Origin of the sequence: Streptomyces olivoverticillatus (assembly GCF_014203555.1) — a bacterium.
Classification (GTDB): Bacteria; Actinomycetota; Actinomycetes; order Streptomycetales; family Streptomycetaceae; genus Streptomyces; species Streptomyces olivoverticillatus.
Map to the genome: position 1 here is coordinate 591,691 of NZ_JACHJH010000004.1, position 17,075 is coordinate 608,765.

16 protein-coding genes and 1 pseudogene are annotated in these 17,075 nt (G+C 72.8%); 13 read left to right on the top strand and 4 right to left on the bottom strand.

Translation table 11 applies throughout. The annotated features are described in order from the left end of the window. Positions 1–11 precede the first annotated feature (11 nt). A complete protein-coding gene (locus tag FHS39_RS16890; protein ID WP_184350148.1) occupies positions 12–1,178 on the bottom strand; it encodes an ABC transporter ATP-binding protein in 1,167 nt (388 codons plus the stop codon). Positions 1,179–1,309: 131 nt separating this feature from the next. Between FHS39_RS16890 and FHS39_RS16895 the strand changes: the two genes are divergently transcribed. From FHS39_RS16895 to FHS39_RS16910, 4 genes are all read left to right on the top strand, one after another. Then, positions 1,310–2,026 carry an ABC transporter permease gene (locus FHS39_RS16895; RefSeq protein WP_045933013.1) on the top strand — a complete coding sequence of 239 codons (717 nt, stop codon included), beginning with the start codon at positions 1,310–1,312 and terminating at the stop codon, positions 2,024–2,026. Further along, positions 2,026–2,700, top strand: coding sequence for an ABC transporter permease (locus tag FHS39_RS16900; protein WP_184350149.1), 675 nt, complete (start codon positions 2,026–2,028; stop codon positions 2,698–2,700). The genes FHS39_RS16895 and FHS39_RS16900 overlap by 1 nt, the downstream gene beginning before the upstream one ends. 106 nt (positions 2,701–2,806) lie before the next feature. After that, positions 2,807–3,787 carry an ABC transporter substrate-binding protein gene (locus FHS39_RS16905; RefSeq protein ID WP_045933015.1) on the top strand — a complete coding sequence of 327 codons (981 nt, stop codon included), beginning with the start codon at positions 2,807–2,809 and terminating at the stop codon, positions 3,785–3,787. A gap of 112 nt (positions 3,788–3,899) precedes the next feature. After that, positions 3,900–4,910, top strand: coding sequence for a hypothetical protein (locus FHS39_RS16910; protein ID WP_184350150.1), 1,011 nt, complete (start codon positions 3,900–3,902; stop codon positions 4,908–4,910). Positions 4,911–4,933: 23 nt separating this feature from the next. Here FHS39_RS16910 and FHS39_RS16915 read toward each other — a convergent pair whose 3' ends face one another. Further along, entirely contained in the window at positions 4,934–6,076 is a 1,143-nt protein-coding gene (locus tag FHS39_RS16915; RefSeq protein WP_045933016.1) for an NADH-quinone oxidoreductase subunit D, read from the bottom strand. A 75-nt stretch (positions 6,077–6,151) separates the two neighbouring features. After that, entirely contained in the window at positions 6,152–7,132 is a 981-nt protein-coding gene (locus FHS39_RS16920; RefSeq protein ID WP_184350151.1) for an SAM-dependent methyltransferase, read from the bottom strand. Positions 7,133–7,253: 121 nt separating this feature from the next. On the opposite strand from FHS39_RS16920, the gene FHS39_RS16925 reads away from it, so the two are divergent. Together FHS39_RS16925 and FHS39_RS16930 are read left to right on the top strand one after the other, a co-directional pair. Next, complete coding sequence (locus FHS39_RS16925; RefSeq protein WP_184350152.1) at positions 7,254–8,450, top strand: DUF7134 domain-containing protein; 1,197 nt, start codon at positions 7,254–7,256, stop codon at positions 8,448–8,450. Positions 8,451–8,517: 67 nt separating this feature from the next. After that, positions 8,518–9,192: a response regulator gene (locus FHS39_RS16930; protein ID WP_045933018.1), complete on the top strand. Its 675-nt coding sequence runs from the start codon at positions 8,518–8,520 to the stop codon at positions 9,190–9,192. A 15-nt stretch (positions 9,193–9,207) separates the two neighbouring features. Here FHS39_RS16930 and FHS39_RS16935 read toward each other — a convergent pair whose 3' ends face one another. Next, on the bottom strand, positions 9,208–10,326 hold the full coding sequence (locus tag FHS39_RS16935; RefSeq protein WP_184350153.1) for a DUF5937 family protein: 1,119 nt from the start codon (positions 10,324–10,326) through the stop codon (positions 9,208–9,210). A gap of 99 nt (positions 10,327–10,425) precedes the next feature. On the opposite strand from FHS39_RS16935, the gene FHS39_RS16940 reads away from it, so the two are divergent. From FHS39_RS16940 to FHS39_RS16965, 7 genes and pseudogenes are all read left to right on the top strand, one after another. Continuing rightward, positions 10,426–10,791 (top strand): hypothetical protein, encoded by a 366-nt coding sequence (locus FHS39_RS16940; protein WP_184350154.1) that lies wholly within the window; start codon positions 10,426–10,428, stop codon positions 10,789–10,791. Positions 10,792–10,964: 173 nt separating this feature from the next. Beyond that, positions 10,965–11,858 (top strand): Rossmann-like and DUF2520 domain-containing protein, encoded by an 894-nt coding sequence (locus tag FHS39_RS16945; RefSeq protein ID WP_425507788.1) that lies wholly within the window; start codon positions 10,965–10,967, stop codon positions 11,856–11,858. Further along, positions 11,855–12,727 carry a pantoate--beta-alanine ligase gene (panC, locus tag FHS39_RS16950; RefSeq protein ID WP_184350156.1) on the top strand — a complete coding sequence of 291 codons (873 nt, stop codon included), beginning with the start codon at positions 11,855–11,857 and terminating at the stop codon, positions 12,725–12,727. The genes FHS39_RS16945 and panC overlap by 4 nt, the downstream gene beginning before the upstream one ends. Further along, a pseudogene (locus tag FHS39_RS25485) lies at positions 12,724–14,391 on the top strand (L-aspartate oxidase); the annotation flags it as partial. The gene panC and the pseudogene FHS39_RS25485, both read left to right, overlap by 4 nt. Positions 14,392–14,526: 135 nt before the next feature. Further along, on the top strand, positions 14,527–15,441 hold the full coding sequence (gene nadC / locus FHS39_RS25490; RefSeq protein ID WP_246470321.1) for a carboxylating nicotinate-nucleotide diphosphorylase: 915 nt from the start codon (positions 14,527–14,529) through the stop codon (positions 15,439–15,441). Continuing rightward, positions 15,441–16,238, top strand: coding sequence for a type III pantothenate kinase (locus FHS39_RS16960; protein WP_184350158.1), 798 nt, complete (start codon positions 15,441–15,443; stop codon positions 16,236–16,238). Before nadC ends, FHS39_RS16960 begins: the two co-directional genes overlap by 1 nt. A 130-nt stretch (positions 16,239–16,368) precedes the next feature. Then, positions 16,369–16,995 (top strand): hypothetical protein, encoded by a 627-nt coding sequence (locus tag FHS39_RS16965; protein WP_184350159.1) that lies wholly within the window; start codon positions 16,369–16,371, stop codon positions 16,993–16,995. Positions 16,996–17,075: the final 80 nt, after the last annotated feature.

A 17,075-nucleotide genomic window follows, 5' to 3' on the forward strand; every position in this document is an offset into this window, starting at 1 on the left:
CCGGACACGCACTAGGACCCGGACACCGTCTCTACCACGGCCTCGCTGCGCGCAGCGCCCGTCGCATCGGCCTCGATCGACCGTCGCAGCGCCTCGTGTAGGCGGGCAGGGGTCAGGACCCCCACGAAGCGGTCCGACGCCTCTCCCTCCAGCACCGCGATCCACCCGGCATCGTGCTGCAGCATCGTGCTGAACGCCTGCTTGAGCGACGCCCCCACCGGGACCCATGCGTCCATCCGCCGCGCGTGGTCCCGCACGGTCCCCTCGCCGGAGGCCACCGCCTCCGCGGAGATCCAGCCGTGCAGACGGTCCGCGTCGTCCAGGACGACCGCCCAGCGCGCGTCCTCGCGCGCGAGCCGCTCGCCGGCCTGGGCGAGCCGGTCGTCGAGGTGCACCACCGGCGGCTGTTCGAGGTCGCCGGCCTCGATCGACGTCACCGACAGCCGCTTGAGGCCCCGGTCCGCGCCGACGAAGTCGGCCACGTACGGCGTCGCGGGCGCGCCCAGCACCGCCGCGGGCGCGTCGAACTGTTCGATCCGCCCATGGCCGTACACCGCTATGCGGTCGCCGAGGCGGACGGCCTCCTCGATGTCGTGCGTCACGAAGAGCACCGTCTTGCGCACTTGGGACTGCAGCCGCAGGAACTCGCTCTGCAGGCGCTCCCGGACCACCGGGTCGACCGCGCCGAAGGGCTCGTCCATCAGCAGTACGGGCGGGTCCGCGGCGAGCGCCCGCGCCACCCCGACCCGCTGCCGCTGGCCGCCCGAGAGCTGGTCCGGGTAGCGGTCGCCGTAGACCGAGGGGTCGAGCCCCACGAGGTCCAGCAGTTCGGCCGCCCGGGCGCGGGCCTTCTTGCGCTGCCAGCCGAGCAGGTGCGGCACCGTCGCCGTGTTGTCCAGCACCGTCTTGTGCGGGAAGAGCCCCACCTGCTGGATCACATAGCCGATGCGGCGCCGCAACTCGACGGGGTCGACGGCGGAGATGTCCTCGCCGTCGACGAGGATGCGGCCCTCGGTCGGCTCGATCAGCCGGTTGACCATCTTCATCGTGGTGGTCTTGCCGCAGCCCGACGGACCGACGAGCGTGACCAGCTCGCCCTCCGCGACCTCGAAGGACAGGTCGTCCACGGCGGTCGTGCCATCGGCGTAGCGCTTGGTGACATGCTCGAAACGGATCATGGCTCCCCATTGTGGTGGTCCTACCGCTCGAACAATGTTGCCGTTGTGTTGCGGCGGAGGCGAATGTCAGTGGCCGGGGTTAGGGTCGCCAGTGACCGACCGTGAAGGCCGAGGGGGAGGTGAGGACACGGATGGCGGACCAGAACTGTCTGATCGCCAACGACTGGATCTGCGGCGAATACCTGCGCACGCGCGGCCAGGAGCTGTCGGACGCCACGCTCCAGCACGTCGGCATCACCCTGGGCTCGGTGGCCATCGGCCTGCTTGTCGCCTTTCCGCTGGCCCTGTTGGCCCGTAGGTGGCGCGCAGTCGCCGGGCCGGTGCTGGGGCTGACGACCATTCTGTACACCGTGCCGTCGCTCGCCATGTTCTCGCTGCTGGTGCCGGTCTTCGGGCTGTCGGTGGCCGTGGTGGTGACGGGCCTGGTGCTCTATTCGCTGACGATCCTCGTGCGGAACATACTTGCGGGCCTCGCCTCCGTGCCCGAGGAGGCGCGGGAGGCGGCGCGCGGGATGGGCTACGGGCCGGTGCGGCTGCTGTTCGGAGTCGAACTGCCCTTGGCCCTGCCCGCCCTGATGGCCGGTCTGCGGATCGCCACGGTGTCGACCGTCTCGCTGACGACGGTGGGCGCGATCATCGGCTACGGCGGCCTCGGCAATCTGATCTACGAGGGCATGCACAGCTACTTCAAGGCGCAGGTGCTGACCGCTTCGGTGCTGTGCGTGGCGCTGGCCGTCGTGGCGGACGTGGTGCTGCTGCTCGTCCAGCGCCTGCTGACTCCCTGGACGCGCACGAAGCGGCGGGCGAAGTCCGCTGCGCTGCGGCCGGCCGCGGAGGTGGCGGCCTGATGGGCGTCATCGACCGCACGTGGACGTGGCTGACCACCGGCGCGCACTGGAGCGGCACGGACGGGGTGTGGCACCGCCTCGGCGAGCACCTGTTCCTGACGGCCGTGTGTCTGCTCATCTCGTGCGCGATCGCGCTGCCGATCGCCGTGGTGCTCGGACACCTGGGCAAGGGCGGCGCCCTGGCGGTGAACATCTCCAACGCCGGGCGGGCGGTGCCCACGTTCGCCGTGCTGGTGCTGCTGCTCCTCAGCCCGCTGGGCTCGCACGGTTCCTGGCCCACCGTCATCGCCCTGGTGCTCTTCGCGATACCCCCGCTGCTGACCAATGCCTATGTGGGCATGCGCGAGGTGGACCGGGACATGGTTGAGGCAGCCCGGGGCATGGGGATGACGGGCCGTCAGGTGATGGCCCGGGTGGAGCTCCCGCTGGCCTTCCCGCTCATCGTGACGGGCGTGCGCTCGGCGGCCGTCCAGGTCGTGGCGACGACCACGCTCGCCGCCCTGCCCGGCGGCGGTGGCCTCGGCCGGATCATCACGGCCGGTTTCCGGCTGACGGACACCGCGCAGGTGGTGGCGGGGGCGCTGCTGGTGGCCGTGCTCGCGCTGCTGGTCGAGGGCGTGTTCATCCTCGTGCAGAGGCTGCTGGACCCGCTGCGCCGCCCGGGTGCCGCGTGATGCCGCGGGCGGGAGATGACGGCTTAAGCGCCGGATCTCCGCCCGGGTGCATGTCGGCTGGTTAAGTGCGAGACGACTGCTCAAGTGCGAATGGATGGAGTTCGGTATGACCAGGACCCTGCGCAGGGCGCGGACCGCCCGCGCCCTGCTGGCGACGGCCGGTGCGGCCACCCTTGCGGTGGGGCTCGCCGCGTGCGGAGGCAACAGCCTGGAGAAGTCCAAGGACTCGGAGGGCTCCGCGAAGCCGGGGCAGGGCTCGCTGGTGATCGGGTCGGCGTCCTTCACCGAGTCGAAGGTGCTCGCGGAGATATACGCGGGGCTGCTCAAGGACGCCGGATATTCGACGTCGATCAAGACCGTCGACGCCCGGGAGCTCTATGAGCCGGCGCTGGAGAAGGGCCAGATCGATGTGGTCCCCGAGTATGCGGCAACGCTCGCCGAATTCCTGAACAAGAAGCAGAACGGGAAGGACGCCCCGGCCGTCGCCTCCGCCGATGCCGACGCCACCGTGAAGGCGTTGCGCAAACTCGCCGAGCCGCGCGGGCTGAAGGTGCTCGACGCGGGCGGCGCCGTCGACCAGAACGCCTTCGCCGTGACCTCGGACTTCGCACAGAAGCACGGTCTCAAGACGCTTTCCGATCTTGGAAAGTCAAAGGAGAAGGTCAAGCTCGCCGCCGGTGACGAATGCCCCCAGCGGCCCTTCTGCCAGCCCGGTCTGGAGAAGACCTACGGCATCGACGTCACCGGCATCGACCCGCTGGAGGTCGGCAGCACCCAGGCCAAGCAGGCGGTCAAGGCGGGCAAGGACCAGCTGCTGCTGACCACGACCACCGACGCCACGCTCGAACAGTTCGGATTGGTGCTTCTCCAGGACGACAAGAAGCTCCAGAACTCCGACAACGTCCTGCCGGTGATGAATGCCAAGAAGGCCGGCGACCAGAAGATCGCCGATGCCCTCGCCAAGCTCAACAAGGTGCTGACCACGGCCGATCTGACGGAACTCAACAAGAAGGTGGACGCGCAGCGGCTCAAGCCCGCCGATGTCGCCGCGGCCTACCTCAAGGACAAGGGCCTCGTCTCGAAGTGACGGCGAGCTCGATGGAGTGCTCGAAGTGACGGAGTAGGGGAGAAGTAAGATCAAGGGAAGAGTTTGGTGGTGGGGTCACACTTCCGTGGCAACGCACGGTAAGTTTCAGGCCATGCCACGAGGACGCCACCGCCATTCCGCACCCCTGCACCGGCTTCTTCCACCGGCGACGGTCGCCGCGACTTCGGTCGCCTGCGCCGCCGGTGCCCTGGTGGTCGGTGAACCACTCGTCATACGCGGTCTCGCCGTGGCCGCGGGTGCGGCCACGGTGGTCGGAGCGGTGCTGATGCGCCGCTGGGACCGCTCCGCGGGCAAGCGCGTGGCCCAGCTGACCGCCGCCCGGGTGCGCGACGAGTGGAAGACCGACGAGCGCATAGCCGAGCTGGAGACGGATCTCGAAGAGACCCGTCTGCTGCGCACCAGGGTCGAGGCCAAGCTGCGCGCCAAGCGTGGCGAACTGGCCCGCCTGCGCACCGAGCACGCCGATCTGCTGCGCCGGTACGCCGCCGCCGAGACCGGCCGCGCCAGTGCCCTCGAAGGCCGCCGTCTGCTGGCGAAGGGCGGGGCGCAGGGCTCCGCCGCGCGCGGCGAGGCGAGTGCACCCGCCGTCTTCGACGCCGCCGCCTTCGCCAAGGCCGCGGACGCCCTCCGCGACCTCGGCCGCAACGCCGCCGCCCAGCGCGACGCCGCCGCCCGGCGCGACGACGAGCCGAAGACGCCCGCTGCCAAGGCCCCCGCGCCCGCCAAGGCGCCCATGGCCAAGGCCCTGGAGGCGCCCAAGCCGAAGGCCGCCGCCGCTCTGGAGAAGGCGGAGAAGCCGGCGAAGGCAGAGAAGTCGGAGAAGAAGAAGCCGGCGGGGAAGAAGGACGCCCCCGCCGCGTCGCCCGCCGTGCGCACCCAGGGCGGTTTCGACTTCTTCGGCAACCAGAAGAAGAAGCCGTCCCTGCCCCCGAGGCCCGTCGAGGAGCAGGATCTGGCCGACGTCGTCGGCGAGGAGGCCCTCGCCGAGGCCAAGGCCGAATCCGAGGCGGCCACCGGCAAGGACGGCGCGGTCATAGACCTGACCGCACACGACGAGACCGAGCAGATCGACGTCGCCGAGCTGCGCAGCGCGATCTCGTAGGACCGCCCGCCGGGCGCGTACGGCTACTTGTCGATGTCGCCGACCACGAAGAACAGCGAACCCAGGATCGCGACCATGTCGGCGACCAGCGTGCCCGGCAGCAGCTCGACCAGCGCCTGGATGTTGTTGAACGAGGCCGAGCGCAGCTTCAGCCTGTAGGGCGTCTTGTCGCCCTTGGAGACGAGGTAGTAGCCGTTGAGCCCCAGCGGGTTCTCGGTCCAGACGTAGGTGGCGCCCTCCGGCGCCTTGAGCACCTTGGGCAGCCGCTGGTTGATCGGGCCCTGCGGCAGCCCGGCCAGCCGCTCCAGGCAGGCGTCGGCCAGGTCCAGCGAATTGTGCGTCTGCTCCAGCAGGCACTCGAAGCGGGCCAGGCAGTCGCCCTCCTCGCGGGTGACGACCTTGAGGGTGTCGGCCAGCTCGGCGTAGGCGAGGTACGGCTCGTCGCGGCGCAGGTCGAAGTCGACGCCCGAGGCGCGGGCGATCGGCCCGCTGACCCCGTAGGCGTGCACGGTCTCCCGGGACAGCACGCCGACGCCGCGCGTACGGCCGCGGAAGATCTCGTTGCCGAGCACCAGCCGGTCGTAGACGTCCATGCGGGAGCGGACCTCGGCCACCGCGTGCCGGGCGCGGCCGAGCCAGCCCGCGGGCAGGTCCTCCTTGAGGCCGCCGACGCGGTTGAACATGTAGTGCATCCGGCCGCCGGAGACCTCCTCCATCACCGTCTGGAGCTCCTCGCGCTCGCGGAAGGCGTGGAAGACGGGGGTGATGCCGCCGAGCTCCAGCGGGTAGGAGCCGAGGAACATCAGATGGTTGAGCACCCGGTTCAGCTCGGCCAGCAGGGTGCGCGTCCACACCGCGCGCTCGGGGACCTCCATGCCGAGCATCCGCTCGACGGCGATGACGACGCCCAGCTCGTTGGAGAACGCCGACAGCCAGTCGTGGCGGTTGGCGAGCATGACGATCTGGCGGTAGTCGCGCGCCTCGAACAGCTTCTCCGCGCCGCGGTGCATATAGCCGACGACCGGCTCCGCCTCCCGGATGCGCTCGCCGTCGAGGACCAGGCGCAGCCGCAGCACGCCGTGCGTTGACGGGTGCTGAGGCCCTATGTTGAGCACCATGTCGGTGCTCTCCGCCGCGCCGCCGATGCCGACTGTCGTCTCCGTCATGGGGCTAGTCTCACCCCTGACCCGCCCCTTGCCGAAACCGGGGCGCGGCTCCCCGGGCCGTGTCAGAGGCATCCCCTAGAGCAGAGGGGAAGCGAGCCCCACCGGCTGGAGCAGCCAGCCGAACGCGCCCAGGCCCCCCGGGGCCGTCAGCTCCGCCGCCTCGCCCGCCGCGCCGAGCGCGCGGACGTACGCGGCCGGGTCCTCGGAGGCCAGGGCCAGCGGCGGGCGGCTGCCGTCCACGCCGAGCGCGCGCAGCGCCTCGCGCTGGCTGGTCAGCGAAGCCCCGGCCCCTGCGCACGCGTCCAGCGCGACGTGCGCGGTGATGTCGCACGAGCCGTCCGGCACCGGGCGGACCTCGCGGCCCTCCCGGAAGCCGGTGAGCGTGCCGAAGGGCGGCCGGGCGGCGCATTCGTGGGCGTAGTCGGCCGCCACCGCGAGCCCGGCCCGCAGGCTGCCCACCGCCCGGGCCCAGGCCGTGTCGCGCGGGTGGCCGATCTCGGCGCGGGAACCGGGCGGCGCGCCTTCGAGCGGCCACCAGCGGTCCAGCCACGTCGCGTCCTCGCCCGCGACCGGGTCGCCGAGCAGCTCCTCGCCGTCCTCGCGGACGAGCACCCGGCGGGGCGTACCCTCGCCGTCCGCCTCGGCGACGTCCAGCGGCACGTTGTCGAGCCACTCGTTGGCGAACAGCAGCCCCTGTACTCCGTCCGGCGGGGCGTCCAGCCAGGTCACGCGCTCGTCGAGCCTGTCCGGCCGGTCCGCGATCTCCACCGCGTACGGGCGCAGCCGCCCGGCGAGCTCCGGCGGGCACCGGTCGAGCACCCCGGCCACGAGTTCGCCGCGCCCCGCGCCCACATCGGTGAACGCCAGCTCCGCCGGGTGCCCGAGGGCGGCGTCGACGCGGCGCAGCAGTTCCACGACGGCACCGGCGTACAGCGGCGAGGCGTGCACGGAGGTCCGGAAGTGCCCGGCGGGGCCCTCGGGACGGCGGTAGAAGCCGCCGGGGCCGTACAGGGCGGCCTCGGCCGCCTCCCGCCACGTTCTCGTTCCGCTTGCCATGTGCACACGTTATGCGCGCCTGGCGGTCACAGGGCCTCCACCTTGGGGAGTAGAAGAGGAGCGGTCGGATCGATCGTCCGGTTGACCCCCGCACGTACCCGCCGTGCCTACGCTGGGTGACGTGCAGCGCCTCTACGACTTCTTCCGCAGACACCCGACCGGAGTGGACAGCTTCTGGGCGGTTCTGCTGCTGGGCACCAGCGCTCTGTCCATCCTCGAGGGCGGCGCGGTGTCGGGGTCGAGGCCCGCGCAGATCGTGACGGCGCTGGCGTTGAGCGTGGTGGTCGCGCTGCGGCGGCGCGCCCCGGAGAAGATGCTGCTGCTGGCCACGGCGGCCGGGCTGGCCCAGCTGGGGCTCAATGTCTCGGTGGACGTCGCCGACTTCGCCCTGCTGGTGATCATCTACACGGTGGCGTCCGGAGGCACCCGGTGGGCCTCCCGGTACGCGCTGATCGCCGGCGTCATTGCCCCGGTGATCGCCCAGCTGCGCTGGCCCAACCCCCACCAGGACATGGGCACCCAGGTGCTGGGCACCGTCTTCGTCACCGTCCCGTTCGTCCTCGCCTGGGTGCTCGGTGATTCAATGCGCACCCGTCGCGCGTACTGGGCGCAGCTGGAAGAGCGGGCCACGCGCCTGGAGAAGGAGCGCGAGCAGCAGGCGCGGATCGCCGTGACCGCCGAGCGGGCCCGCATCGCGCGCGAGCTGCACGACGTGGTCGCGCACAACGTGTCGGTGATGGTGGTGCAGGCCGACGGTGCCGCGTACGTCCTGGACTCCTCGCCCGAGCAGGCCAAGCAGGCGCTGGAGACGATCTCGGGCACCGGCCGACAGGCGCTGGCGGAGATGCGCCGCCTGCTGGGCGTGCTGCGCACCGACGAGGGCGCGGAGGGCGGCGAGTACGTCCCACAGCCCGACGTCGAGCAGATCGGCGAGCTCGTCGAGCAGGTGCGGCGCGCGGGCCTGCCGGTGGAGTTCGAGGTCGAGGGCGCGCCGCGGCCGCTGCCCAGCGGCGTGGAGCTGACGGCCTACCGCATCGTCCAGGAAGCGCTGACCAACACCCGCAAGCACGGTGGCCCGGACGTGGGCGCCAGCGTGCGGCTGACGTACTTCGACGACGGGCTGGGCCTGCTCGTCGAGGACGACGGCCGCGGCGCGCAGCACGAGCTGTACGAGTCGGGGGGCGCGGACGGCATGGGGCACGGCCTGATCGGCATGCGCGAGCGCGTCGGCATGGTCGGGGGCACCCTGGACGCGGGGCCGCGGTCGGGCGGCGGCTTCCGGATCAGCGTGCTGCTGCCGATCAAGCCGGGCCGTTGATCTCCTGCGTACTGTTGCGCAGCATCCTTCGCACATTCCTGCACATCACTATCGAGAGGTACCCCGCATGGCGATCCGCGTGATGCTCGTCGACGACCAGGTGCTGCTGCGCACCGGCTTCCGCATGGTGCTGGCGGCGCAGCCCGACATGGAGGTCGTCGCCGAGGCCGGGGACGGCGCGGAGGCGCTGGAGGTGGTCGCGGCCACCGCGGTGGACGTCGTCCTGATGGACGTCCGCATGCCCAGGATGGACGGGGTGGAGGCGACGCGCCGCATCTGCGCCCGGACCGATCCGCCGAAGGTGCTGATCCTGACCACCTTCGACCTGGACGAGTACGCCTTTTCGGCCCTGAAGGTCGGCGCGAGCGGCTTCATGCTCAAGGACGTGCCGCCCGCCGAACTGCTGGGTGCGATCCGGGCGGTGCACAGCGGTGACGCGGTGGTGGCGCCCAGCACCACGCGACGGCTGCTGGACCGCTTCACGCCGATGCTGCCGAGCGCGGGCGGCGAGCCGGCCAACGCCGAGCTCGGCAAGCTCACCGACCGGGAGCGCGAGGTGATGCTGCTGGTCGCGCAGGGCCTGTCCAACGGGGAGATCGCGGGGCGGCTGGTGCTGTCGGAGGCCACGGTCAAGACGCACGTGGGCCGGATCCTCACCAAGCTGGGCCTGCGGGACCGGGTACAGGTGGTGGTGATGGCGTACGAGAGCGGACTGGTGCGCGCGGGCGGCGGCGGGCGCTGACCGCCGCCTCCTGGCTCAGCGCAGCACGCCCTCCAGGAAGTCGCTGCCCAGGCGGGCCACCACGGTGAGGTCCAGCTGGTGGAGCACGTACCGGCCGCGCCGCCGCGTCGTGATCAGTTCGGCCTTCTTGAGCACCGCGATGTGCCGCGAGACCTCGGGCGCGGTGATCTCGAGGGCGGTGGCCAGCTCGCCCGTGCTGAAGGCGGACCGTGACAGGTAGCGGCACATCCGCATCCGCATCTGGTGGGACAGCGCCTCCAGCCGCAGTTTGAGCAGCTCGACCGAGGCGGGGCCCGGCAGTTCGGGGGCGGCCACGGGGTAGTGGATCACCGGGCGCCAGCCGGGGGCGTGCCCCACCCACAGGTGGGGCCAGCCCAGGGAGGACGGGACCAGGGTGATGCCGGTGCCGACCGCCGGGTCGAGCGCGGTCGTCCGGCCGCTGCCCAGCTTGTCGACGATGATCCGGGAGCCGTCCGAGGGCAGGGCGATCGCGGGCGACACCTCGGCCAGCGCCTCGGCCAGGCCCTTGTGGCGCAGCAGCTCCGTCTTGTGCCGGGAGTCGGCGGCGAGCTGCACCCGCACCCGGTGCCAGACGTCGTTGAAGAACGCCTCCGCGCAGTCCTCGAACAGGCGGCGCAGCCAGGACCGTACGGCGGGCGGGTCGTCCAGCAGCCGCTTGGCGAAGTCCAGTTGCCGGGGGCCGCGCGCGGTGGCCCGGTCCAGGGCCAGCTTGCGGGCCTTGGCGTTGACCAGCGGCGACGGGCCGTTCTGGCTGTAGAGCCGGGAGCAGGAGATCTCCAGGGCGGCGTCGGCGAACAGGTCGTCGCTCATCCGGTCGAGCATGTCCAGGTCCTCGGCGAGCGTCGCGCCGGGCAAGCCCTGTGCGTCGGGCAGCGCGGCGAACGGCAGGCTGATGTCCGAGAACGTGGAGGTCCACAGGAAGTCCGCCTCGCACAGCCGGTCCGCGAGGTCCGGTTTGAGGCCGGCGTTGGTCGCGGTGGTCCAGCCGTGCAGTCCGGGGTGGTGCCCGGGCTCGGCCAAGGCGTGCAGTGCGGTGCACAGTTCGGCCAGGGGCGAGGGGCGGAACACCACCCGCTCGGGCGGCAGCCCGGCGATGTCGATCGTCACGCTCATGCGTTCATCGTGCCTTCCTGTGAGAACGGCGGGCCGTCGATTGACGTTCCTCGTCAATCGACGAGCCGGCCTGGTGCCGGGCGCAGCACGGTGGAACACATGAACGCCACCCAGCAGCACATGCTCGACGCCTACCGCGCTTCTGTCCACCAGCAGACCGCCCCGCCCGCCCCGGGCACGAACGAATGGCAGATGGTCCGCGAATTCCGCACCTGGCGCGCCTTCAGGGCGGTCGTGGACGAGCGCGTCGCGGCCCGGCGGGCTCGTCTGGCGGCCCTGTTCGCCTTCCTGAGACCGTCCACCGTGTCCCGTGCCACGACCGCGCCGGCTCCTGCCGCGACTCCCGCCCCCGCCCCCGCCCCCGCTCCCGCCCCGCGTCCGTCGGCCGGGCGCCCCGATGCGGTCCGGCTGCCTGCCGACCGCCTCGGCGACGGCTGCGGGACCCCGGCGCAGTGCCGGTCGTGACCCCGGCGGCCGACGGGCCGTAGCCCGGTCCCGCAGAGTTATCCACAGGCCTGGGGATGCCCAGGGGTCGGGGCGACCGCCTCGCGTAGCATGACAAGGGAATCGTCCGGTACCTCCGCGGACTGGAACGGAAGGCATCCCGCCGCGTGAACGCACATCTTTCCCCTGAGCATGTGAGCCCCCAGGACCGACCGGCGCGGCTCACCGTCGGCGTCGTTGGCGCAGGCCGGGTCGGGCCCGCGCTCGCCGCATCCCTGCAGCTCGCCGGTCATCGGCCGGTCGCCGTCTCCGGGGTCTCCGACGCCTCGCGGCGGCGCGCCGCCGCCATGCTGCCGGACGTGCCCGTGGTGCCGCCCGCCGAGGTGCTCGCCCGCGCCGAGCTCGTCCTGCTGACCGTCCCGGACGACGCCCTGCCCGGCCTCGTCGCGGGGCTCGCCGAGACCGGCGCCATCCGGCCGGGGCAGATCGTGGTGCACACCTCCGGCCGTCACGGCACCGCCGTCCTGGACCCGGCGCGCCGCGCGGGCGCCCTGCCGCTGGCCCTGCACCCCGCCATGACCTTCACCGGCACTCAGGTCGACGTCCAGCGTCTGGCGGGCTGCTCCTTCGGCGTCACCGCACCCGAAGAGCTGCGGCTCGCCGCGGAAGCCCTGGTCATCGAGATGGGCGGCGAGCCCGAGTGGATCGAGGAGGCCGCCCGGCCGCTCTACCACGCGGCCCTCGCCATGGGCTCCAACCACCTCGTCACGCTGGTCGCCCAGTCCATGGAGCTGCTGGGCACCGCCGGGGTGGCCCACCCCGCCCGGATGCTCGGCCCCCTGCTCGGCGCCGCCCTCGACAACGCCCTGCGCAGCGGCGACGCCGCGCTGACCGGCCCGGTCGCCCGCGGCGACGCGGGCACCGTCGCGGCGCACGTCGCCGAGCTGCGCGCCCACGCCCCGCAGGCCGTCGCCGGCTACCTGGCGATGGCCCGTACGACCGCGGACCGTGCCCTCGCGCACGGCCTGCTCAAGCCCGAACTGGCGGAGGACCTGCTCGGCGTCCTCGCGGACGGAGGCAATCAGTGACCATTCAGCTCGCCCGCACGGCCGGGGAACTGCCGCCGCCGTCCACCGGGCGCCGCGCCGTCGTGATGACGATGGGTGCCCTGCACGAGGGCCACGCCACCCTCGTCCGCACCGCCCGCGAGCTCGTGGGCGCCGACGGGCAGGTCGTCGTCACCGTCTTCGTCAACCCCCTGCAGTTCGGCCCCGGCGAGGATCTCGACCGCTATCCGCGCACCCTCGACGCCGACGTCGTGATCGCGGAGAAGGCCGGCGCCGACACCGTCTTCGCGCCCTCCGCGGCCGAGGTCTACCCCGGCGGAGAGCCCCAGGTCCGCATCACCGCAGGCCCCATGGGCGAGCGCCTCGAAGGAGCCTTCCGCCCCGGCCACTTCGACGGCATGCTCACCGTCGTCGCCAAGCTGCTGCACCTCACCCGCCCGGACGTGGCGCTGTTCGGCCAGAAGGACGCCCAGCAGCTCGCCCTGATCCGCCGCATGGTGCGCGACCTGAACTTCCCGGTGGAGATCGCCGGCGTCCCCACCGTCCGCGAGGCCGACGGGCTCGCCCTCTCCAGCCGCAACCGCTACCTCTCCGCGGCCGACCGCAAGAGCGCCCTGGAGCTCTCCCGCGCCCTGCTCGCCGCCCACAATGTGCTGGAGCTCGGCCCCGGCGCCGTCCGGCACGCCGCCCATGTCGTGCTGCACGCCGCGGCCTCCATGGAGCCGCCCGTCGACCTCGACTACCTGGCCCTCGTCGACCCCGCCGACTTCACCGAGGTCCCGGACGACCACGTCGGCGAAGCCGTCCTCGCCGTCGCCGCCAAGGTCGGCGCCACCCGCCTGATCGACAACATGCCGCTGGAATTCCAAGACCCCGGAGCAGAGCGATGACCGGTATACGACTGACCGCCCCCCGACCCGGCTGGTCGGTCGACGCCGACGTCGTCGTCATCGGCTCCGGCGTCGCCGGACTCACCGTCGCGCTGCGCTGCGCCGCGGCCGGGGCGAAGGTCACCGTCGTCACCAAGGCCCTCCTCGACGACGGCTCCACCCGCTGGGCCCAGGGCGGCATCGCGGCGGCCCTCGGCGAGGGCGACACCCCCGCCCAGCACCTCGACGACACGCTCGTCGCCGGTGCGGGCCTGTGCTCCGAAGAGGCCGTCCACGCCCTGGTCACCGAGGGGCCGGACGCGGTGCGCCGCCTGATCGCCACCGGCGCCCGCTTCGACACCGACGCCGAGACCGGAGAGATCCTGCTGACCCGCGAGGGCGGCCACCACCGCCGCCGCATAGCCCACGCCGGCGGCGACGCCACCGGCGCCGAGATCTCCCGGGCGCTCGTCGAGGCCGTCCGCGACGCGGGCATCGAGACCATCGAGCACGCGCTCGTCCTCGACCTCCTCAAGGACGCCGACGGCCGCGCCGCCGGCGTCTCCCTGCACGTCATGGGCGAGGGCCAGCACGACGGCGTCGGCGCGGTCCGGGCCCGGGCCGTGGTGCTGGCCACCGGCGGCATGGGCCAGGTGTTCTCCGCGACCACCAACCCCGCCGTCTCCACCGGCGACGGCGTCGCCCTCGCGCTGCGCGCCGGAGCCGAGGTCTCCGACCTGGAGTTCGTCCAGTTCCACCCCACCGTGCTGTGGCTCGGCCCGGACGTCGAAGGGCAGCAGCCGCTGGTGTCCGAGGCGGTGCGCGGCGAGGGCGCCCACCTGGTGGACGCGGACGGCCACCGCTTCATGGTCGGCGCCCACGAGCTCGCCGAGCTCGCCCCGCGCGACATCGTCGCCAAGGGCATCACGCGGCGGATGCAGGAGCTCGGGGCCGAGCACATGTACCTGGACGCGCGGCACTTCGGTGCCCGCATGTGGGAGCAGCGCTTCCCCACGATCCTCGCCGCCTGCCGGGCGCACGGCATCGACCCGGTGACCGAGCCCATCCCGGTCGCCCCCGCCGCGCACTACGCCTCCGGCGGCGTCCGCACGGACCTTCAGGGCCGTACGACCGTGCCGGGGCTGTACGCATGCGGCGAGGTCGCCTGCACCGGGGTGCACGGCGCGAACCGGCTGGCGTCCAACTCCCTGCTGGAGGGGCTCGTCTTCGCGGAGCGCATCGCCGCCGACGCCTTCCCGGGCCTGACCGCCGAGCCCGCCCGGCCGCCCGTCGCCGCCGCCGACGCCCCAGCCTCCGTGCTGATCGCCCCGGAGCAGCGCATCGCCATCCAGCGCGTGATGACCCACGGCGCCGGCGTCCTGCGCTCCCGGCAGAGCCTGGAGGCGGCCGCCGCGGAGCTGGCCCGCATCCGCGCCGAAGCCGACGGCAAGTCCGCCGAGCCCGGCACCGAGGCCTGGGAGGCCACCAACCTCCTGCTCGTGTCCCAGGTGCTGGTCGCCAGCGCCCTCCGCCGCGAGGAGACCCGCGGCTGCCACTGGCGCGAGGACCACCCCGAGCGCGACGACGCCGCCTGGCGCCGCCACCTCCTGGTCACCCTGCGCCCGGACCGTACCCTTGCCGTCTCCGCCACCGAATCCGCCGCCTTCCCGCCCGTCACCACCCCCGAGGAGAACAGCGTGAGCACCTCCGAAGACCCCGCCCTGCACCAGATCGCCCGGCCCGGTCAGGAGCCCGGGGCGGCCTCCGGCGGCTGCGGCGACGCCTGCGGCTGTGCCGCCGGTGACGTGTACGACGACGCCATGGAGTGCGGCCTCGACCCGCAGCTCGTGCAGCTGCTGGAGGAGGCCGGGCTGAACCCCCTCCAGATCGAGGACCTCGCGCACCTGGCCATCGAGGAGGACCTCGACGGCGGCAAGGACGTCACCACCTTCGCGACCGTCCCCGCGGACGCCGTCGCCACCGGCGACTTCACCGCCCGCGAGGACGGCACCGTCGCCGGCCTGCGCGTCGCCGAGGCCATCCTCTCCGTGGCCTGCACCGACGAGTTCGAGGTCGAGCGGCATGTCGAGGACGGCGACCGGGTGGTGGCGGGCCAGAAGCTGCTGACCGTGCGCACCCGCACCCGCGACCTGCTCACCGCCGAGCGCAGCATGCTCAACATCATGTGCCGCCTCTCCGGCATCGCCACCGCCACCCGCGCCTGGGCCGACGCCCTGGAGGGCACCGGCGCGGCCGTCCGCGACACCCGCAAGACCACCGTCGGGCTGCGCGCCCTGGAGAAGTACGCGGTGCGCTGCGGCGGCGGCGTCAACCACCGCATGTCGCTGTCGGACGCCGCGCTCGTCAAGGACAACCACGTCATCGCCGCGGGCGGCGTCGCCGAGGCCTTCAAGGCCGTCCGGCTGGAGTTCCCCGAGCTGCCGATCGAGGTCGAGGTGGACCGGATCGACCAGATCCTCCCGGTCCTCGACGAAGGCGCCGACCTGATCATGCTCGACAACTTCACCCCCGAGCAGACCCGCGAGGCCGTCGCCCTGGTCGCCGGGCGGTCGAAGCTCGAATCCTCGGGCCGCCTCACCCTCGCCAACGCCCGTGCCTACGCCGAGACGGGCGTCGACTACCTGGCCGTGGGCGCGCTCACGCACTCCTCGCCGATCCTCGACATCGGTCTGGACCTGCGCGACGAGCCCGTGCAGCGGGAGGAAGACGCCTGATGCTGCTCACCATCGACGTCGGCAACACCCAGACCAGCCTCGGCCTGTTCGACGGTGAGGAGGTCGTCGAGCACTGGCGCATCTCCACCGATCCGCGCCGCACCGCCGACGAACTGGCCGTGCTCTTCCAGGGCCTGATGGGCCGGCACCCGCTCCTCGGCGACGAGCTGGGCGAGGGCATCGACGGCATCGCCGTCTGCTCGACCGTCCCGGCCGTGCTGCACGAGATGCGCGAGGTGACGCGCCGTTACTACGGCGACGTGCCCGCCGTGCTGGTCGAACCGGGCGTGAAGACCGGTGTGCCGATTTTGATGGACAACCCCAAGGAGGTCGGCACCGACCGCATCATCAATGCGGTCGCGGCCGTCGAGCTCTACGGGGGCCCGTGCGTGGTGGTCGACTTCGGCACGGCCACCACCTTCGACGCGGTGAGCGCGCGCGGCGAGTACGTGGGCGGGGTCATCTCGCCCGGCATCGAGATCTCCACCGAGGCGCTGGGCGTCCGCGGCGCCCAGCTGCGCAAGATCGAGCTGGCCCGCCCGCGCAGCGTCATCGGCAAGAACACCGTCGAGGCCATGCAGTCCGGCATCCTCTACGGCTTCGCGGGCCAGGTCGACGGCGTCGTGGGCCGCATGGCCCGCGAGCTCGCGGACGACCCGGACGACGTCACCGTCATCGCCACCGGTGGCCTGGCGCCGCTGGTCCTGGGCGAGGCGTCGGTCATCGACGAGCACGAGCCCTGGCTCACCCTGATCGGCCTCCGCCTGGTCTACGAGCGCAACGTCACGCGGGGCTAGGGCGTGTCCTGAAGGCCACGTCCCAGGGCCTTCGTCCCGGCGGGCAGGCAACCAACGGGCCGCCCCGGCTGTCCTGACAACTGTCGAAGTCACGGGAGAGCGGCAGGAGGCCGGGGTGCACATGGCCGTCGTGAAACGAACTCTGTGGCGGACGGCTGCGGTTACGGCCGCAGCCGCCGCGGGCCTCTGGCTGCCCGCCGCCCAGGCGCTCGCCGAGACCCTGCCCGCGCAAGCGGACTACCAGGCCATCGCTCACCCCGTCGCGGGCCGCGTCGGGCAGACCGTCGAGGTCGAGCTCGGGGTCCGCAACGGCGGTCCGGGGCCGGCCGAGGCCGCGCGGGCGTACGAGGTCACCGCGCCGCAGGGCACCACGATCGTCTCCCCGGCCGGACAGCAGCCCTGCGCGGCGGTCTCCGGCGGCGGGCGGGCGTACCGGTGCGCGATCGCCGCGGGCTTCGGCTCGGGCGAGCGCGAGACGGTGCGCTTCCGGGTGCACATCGACGCGCAGGTGCCCGACGCCGAGGGCTGGGTGCGCATCGTCGACCCGGCGGGGGACCCGGCCCCCGACCCGGACCCGGACCCGGACAACGATGCGGCGCCGATCCTGGTCGAGGTCCAGGGCGACGCCCCGGTCGCCTCGGATGTGGGGCCCGCGGCGGAGGCGGCCTCCGGCACCCTGCTGCTCGCCACCGCCTCCGGCACCGCACTGTCGGCGGGCGCCATCGCCCTGGGCGCCGCGCGGCGCAGGGAGAACTAACCGGACGCGTCACGCAGGGCCGGCCGTGCCACGCCGACGCCCATGCCACGCCGACCGCATGCCACCCCGACACCTATGCC